General features: G+C 65.8%; 4 protein-coding genes. All 4 read right to left on the minus strand.

Translation table 11 applies throughout. The features are described from left to right. Window positions 1–45: 45 nt before the first annotated feature. Window positions 46–1,056: a tRNA dihydrouridine synthase DusB gene (gene dusB / locus ACIP0B_RS27845; protein ID WP_400838288.1), complete on the minus strand. Its 1,011-nt coding sequence runs from the start codon at window positions 1,054–1,056 to the stop codon at window positions 46–48. Window positions 1,057–1,241: 185 nt separating this feature from the next. Then, complete coding sequence (locus tag ACIP0B_RS27850; protein WP_400838290.1) at window positions 1,242–2,531, minus strand: DUF3426 domain-containing protein; 1,290 nt, start codon at window positions 2,529–2,531, stop codon at window positions 1,242–1,244. A gap of 30 nt (window positions 2,532–2,561) precedes the next feature. Then, window positions 2,562–3,440, minus strand: a complete 879-nt coding sequence (gene prmA, locus ACIP0B_RS27855; protein WP_400838293.1) for a 50S ribosomal protein L11 methyltransferase — start codon at window positions 3,438–3,440, stop codon at window positions 2,562–2,564. Between the two features lie 267 nt (window positions 3,441–3,707). Further along, window positions 3,708–4,982, minus strand: a 1,275-nt coding sequence (accC, locus tag ACIP0B_RS27860) for an acetyl-CoA carboxylase biotin carboxylase subunit (RefSeq protein WP_400838296.1), incomplete at its 5' end; no start/stop codon positions are given.

The following is a 4,982-nucleotide window of genomic DNA, read 5'->3' on the forward strand; positions in this document are numbered from 1 at the left end:
CGCTCACGGGTGTTGTTCCACTCACTAAAGTCTCGGTCATCATCGTCATGCGGCCACCCCTTCTCCGTCCCCTGTCAGGCTCTTGTTACGTTCGGCGAAGAACTCCCGAACGTTGGCGCATTGTGTTTCCGTACCATCCAAACGATTGAAGCGGGCGCGGAACTCCCTGGCGCCCGGCAGGGTTGCGAGATACCAGCCCACATGCTTGCGGGCGATGCGCACGCCCATCACGTCTCCATAGAACGCGTGGAGGGCGGCCAGATGCTCAAGCAGAATGCGTTCCACCTCGATCAGCTCCGGCGCCGGAAGTTTTTCGCCGGTGCGCAGGAAATGCTCGATCTCACGGAAAATCCATGGCCGCCCTTGGGCGGCCCGGCCGATCAGCAGGCCGTCGGCACCGGTCGCGTCAAGCACGTGCCGGGCCTTTTCCGGCGAATCGATGTCGCCGTTGGCGAAGACCGGGATCGACACCGCCTGCTTGATCGCGGCGATCGTGTCGTACTCGGCTTCACCGGTGTACAGGTCGGCGCGGGTGCGGCCATGCACCGCCAGCGCCGTGATCCCGGCCTGTTCGGCGATCTTCGCCACGGTCAGGCCGTTCTTGTTCTCGCGATCCCATCCGGTGCGGATCTTCAGGGTCACCGGCACATCGACCGCCGCCACCACGGCGTGCAGGATCTCGGTGACCAGCGCCTCATCCTTCAGCAGCGCCGAGCCCGCGGCCTTGTTGCAGACCTTCTTGGCCGGGCAGCCCATGTTGATGTCGATGATCTGCGCGCCCAGCTCGACGTTGGCCCGGGCCGCATCCGCGAGCATCTGCGCATCCCCGCCGGCGATCTGCACCGAGCGCGGCTCGGGATCGCCTTCGTGGATCATGCGCATGCGCGACTTGCGGGTGTTCCACAGGCTCATGTCGCTGGTGACCATTTCCGAGACCACGAGTCCGGCGCCCAGGCGTTTGCAAAGCTGGCGGAAGGGCTGGTCGGTGACGCCCGCCATCGGGGCGAGGACCAAGCCGTTCTGCAATGTGTATGGGCCGATGCGTACCGCCGACATAGGACTTCCCTGAAGTGGGGCCGGATCATGAGAGTTCGAAAAAGGGTTGGCATGATACCCGCTCTCGATGACTGGATAAAGGCTGAATTGAACAAAATCTGAACAGTTATTCTGTTATCGCCAGCGGTTTGGTCGAGCCGGGCAAAGTCAGAAAACCGCCGCCAATCACGCAGCGGCCGGGCGTTTCACTCGGGGGAGTGGAAACTCAGACTGTAGTTCACCGCCTTGGCCCCCGGGTCGAGGATGTCCAGCGCGATATGGATAGGTGTCTGCGGGGGCATTTCCGCCATGCCTTCGAGGTCGCCGTTAAGGTACTCGCCGGGCTTGAAGCGGCGGCTGGCGATCAGGTGCCCGTTGAGGTCGGCGAAGCGCAGCTCCAGCAGCGGGAACGGCTGGGAAAACGGAGCACGGTTGTAGATGATCGCATCGACCACCAATGCGCCGCTGAACTCCGGATGGCTGCGCACCACCAGGTTGCTGCTCTTGATCTTGGCGATGTCGACCTTCGACGGCACCGTGCAGCCGATCTGCGGACACAGCTGCTGGAACCACGGACGGTACTGGTCCTGACGGGCCAGTTCGTCGAAATGGTAGGCCACGTACTGGCCGGCCAGGCCGGCGGCGGCCAGTACGGTCAGCAGCAGCCAGAGCAGGCGCCGGCCCCAGGGGGAGCGGCGTTTCTGCCAGTCCAGCTGCAGCGGGTCGTCGGTCAGGTCCTGCAGCACTTCGGCGCGCACGCCGGGTTCCGCGCGGTCGCCGCGCTCGCGTTTCTTGCGCAAGGGTTCGACCGAGGGCAGTTCGCCTTCGTCTTCAACGCTGGCGGACAGGCGTTCCTGGCGGGCGGCGGGATCGATCGGGTCATGCAGCCGCAGTTGCGGGATCGGCGGTTCGTCGTCCAGGTCGACCGGCTCCAGCGACAGCGACGGTTCGGTGCGTTCCGGCCTTGCAGGCTCGGGCTCGACGGCTTGCGGCTCGTCGTCCTGTTCCGGTTCGGGCATCCGCTCGTCCGCCGGCTCGCTGAACAGGCTGTCGGGCCACGTCGCATCGTCCGGCTCGTGGCTGTCGCGGCGGGCGCTCAGGGACTCCTCGCGGGGGCGGCCGGACTCGGTGATCGGCTGGATTTCCCGCTGTTCGAGGCGGGCGAGCTCTTCGTCAAGGTCCAGGCTGTCGAGATCCAGCTCGGCGGCGCTCCATTGCTTCTGGCTGATGGCGCGTGGCGCTGCCGGTTCGACAGGGGCGGCAGGCTGCGGTGCGGCGGCTGCCGGCTCCGCGGGGCGCGGCGGCTCGATCGGCGCTGGCGGGGCCTGCACGGCCGTTTCCCTGCCGGCCCGCTGTTCAAGCAGCTGTTTGGCGGCGTTGAACACTTGCAGGCAGGAGCCGCAGCGAACCACTCCACGGGCCACGCTCAATTGGGCGTGGCTGACGCGGAAGCTGGTTTGGCAATGCGGGCACTGGGTGACGAAGCTGTCGGTCATGCGAGGATCCGGATTGTGCAGGCGGCCATTCTAGCGCCGACGACCGGTGATGCGCACCCAGCCGTCACGGTTGGCGATCGGATCCAGGTCGAAGTCCTGGGCGTAGGCGGCAGCGACTTCGTCGCCCTGTTCGGCGAGGATGCCGGACAGCGCCAGGCGTCCGCCGGGCTTGACCAGGCCGGACAGCTGCGGCGCCAGGGACACCAAAGGACCTGCCAGGATGTTGGCCACCAGCACGTCGGCCTTGACCTGCGGCAGGTCCTGCGGCAGGTACAGCGGGAACAGTCCGTCGGCGATGCCGTTGCGTCCGGCGTTGTCGCGGGAGGCTTCCAGCGCCTGCACGTCGATGTCGGTGCCGACCGCTTCCTTGGCGCCCAGCAGCAGGGCGGCGATGGCCAGGATCCCCGAGCCGCAGCCGAAGTCCAGCACGTTGCAGCCGTTGAGGTCCTGGCCGTCGAGCCATTCCAGGCACAGGGCGGTGGTCGGGTGGGTGCCGGTGCCGAACGCCAGGCCCGGATCCAGCAGCAGGTTGACCGCGCCGGGCTCGGGGGCGGCGTGCCAGCTCGGCACGATCCACAGGCGCTGGCCGAAGCGCATCGGCTGGAAGTTGTCCATCCAGCTGCGTTCCCAGTCCTGGTCTTCGATCACTTCGCTGTGGTGCTCGGGCAGCGGGCTGCCGGTCAGCAGTTCCAGGTGGGCCAGCACGGCGGCGGCTTCGGTGCCGCCCTCGAACAGGGCCAGCAGATGGGTGTGCGACCACAGCGGGGTGGTGTTGAGTTCCGGCTCGAAGATCGGTTGGTCTTCGGCGTCCATGAAGGTCACCGAAACGGCGCCCACTTCAAGGAAAGCGTCTTCGTAGGTTTCGGCTTGTTCTGGGCTGATGGCGAGACGGACTTGCAGCCAAGGCATGGCGGGCACCTGTGAAAAAGATTGATGTGCAGCCTAGCGGTCTGCGCGAAGCGCGCAAGTTTACGCGAGCGCACGGCGTTTGTGGGAGCGGCGTTGAGCGCAGCCTTTCCCCTGTAGGAGCGAGCCTGCTCGCGAAAGCGGTGTGCCAGTATCCGTGCATGTTGAATGTGCCGACGTCATCGCGAGCAGGTCGGCACCCGCAAGGAAGCGGAGTTGCGGATACGACAAGGCCGCCCGGAGGCGGCCTTGTCGTGCGCAGGCTGAAGCTTAGTGCTTGTCGCCGGCCAGCTTGTGCTCGAGGTAGTGAATGTTCACGCCCCCTTTGCAGAAGCCTTCGTCGCGGGTCAGGTCACGGTGCAGCGGGATGTTGGTCTTGATCCCGTCCACCACGATTTCGTCCAGGGCGTTGCGCATGCGTGCCATGGCTTCGTCGCGGGTGGCGCCGTAGGTGATCAGCTTGCCGATCAGCGAATCGTAGTTCGGCGGAACCGCATAACCGCTGTACAGGTGCGAATCGACGCGAACGCCGTTGCCGCCCGGTGCATGGAAATGCTTGACCGTGCCAGGGCTCGGCATGAAGGTCTTCGGGTCTTCGGCGTTGATCCGGCACTCCAGCGAGTGACCGCGGATGACCACGTCGTCCTGGGTGAACGACAGCTTGTTGCCGGCGGCGATGCTGAGCATCTCCTTGACGATGTCGATGCCGGTGACCATCTCCGATACCGGGTGCTCCACCTGAACACGGGTGTTCATTTCGATGAAGTAGAACCGGCCGTTCTCGTAGAGGAACTCGAAGGTGCCGGCGCCGCGGTAGCCGATGTCGATGCACGCCTGGACGCAGCGGGCGAGGACTTCCTTGCGGGCCTGCTCGTCGATGCCCGGTGCCGGAGCCTCTTCGAGGACCTTCTGGTGACGGCGCTGCAGCGAGCAGTCGCGGTCGCCCAGGTGGACGGCGTTGCCCTGGCCGTCGGACAGCACTTGCACTTCGACGTGGCGCGGGTTGGTCAGGAACTTCTCCAGGTACACCATCGGGTTGCCGAACGCTGCGCCCGCTTCGGAGCGGGTCAGTTTCGCCGAGGCGATCAGGTCTTCTTCCTGGTGCACCACGCGCATGCCGCGACCGCCGCCGCCGCCGGCGGCCTTGATGATCACCGGGTAGCCGACTTCACGGCCGATGCGCAGCGCCGTCTCTTCGTCTTCCGGCAGCGGGCCGTCGGAGCCTGGAACGGTCGGTACGCCGGCTTCGATCATCGCGTGCTTGGCCGATACCTTGTCGCCCATCAGGCGGATGGTCTCGGCTTTCGGGCCGATGAAGGCGAAGCCGGAGTTCTCGACCTGCTCGGCGAAGTCGGCGTTTTCCGCGAGGAAGCCGTAGCCTGGGTGAATGGCGGTGGCGCCGGTCACTTCAGCGGCGGCGATGATCGCCGGGATGTGCAGGTAGGAGTGCGCGGCGGAAGCCGGGCCGATGCAGACGGATTCGTCTGCCAGACCCAGGTGCATCAGCTCTTTGTCGGCCTTGGAGTAAACGGCGACGGTCTTGAT

This window comes from Pseudomonas sp. NPDC089534, assembly GCF_044749305.1.
Classification (GTDB): domain Bacteria; phylum Pseudomonadota; class Gammaproteobacteria; order Pseudomonadales; family Pseudomonadaceae; genus Aquipseudomonas; species Aquipseudomonas ekonensis.

Excerpts from the sequence above, each read along its gene's own strand:
- prmA (WP_400838293.1), bottom strand. The coding sequence starts at position 3,440 with ATGCCTTGGCTGCAAGTCCGTCTCGCCATCAGCCCAGAACAAGCCGAA.
- dusB (WP_400838288.1), bottom strand. The coding sequence starts at position 1,056 with ATGTCGGCGGTACGCATCGGCCCATACACATTGCAGAACGGCTTGGTC.
- ACIP0B_RS27850 (WP_400838290.1), bottom strand. The coding sequence starts at position 2,531 with ATGACCGACAGCTTCGTCACCCAGTGCCCGCATTGCCAAACCAGCTTC.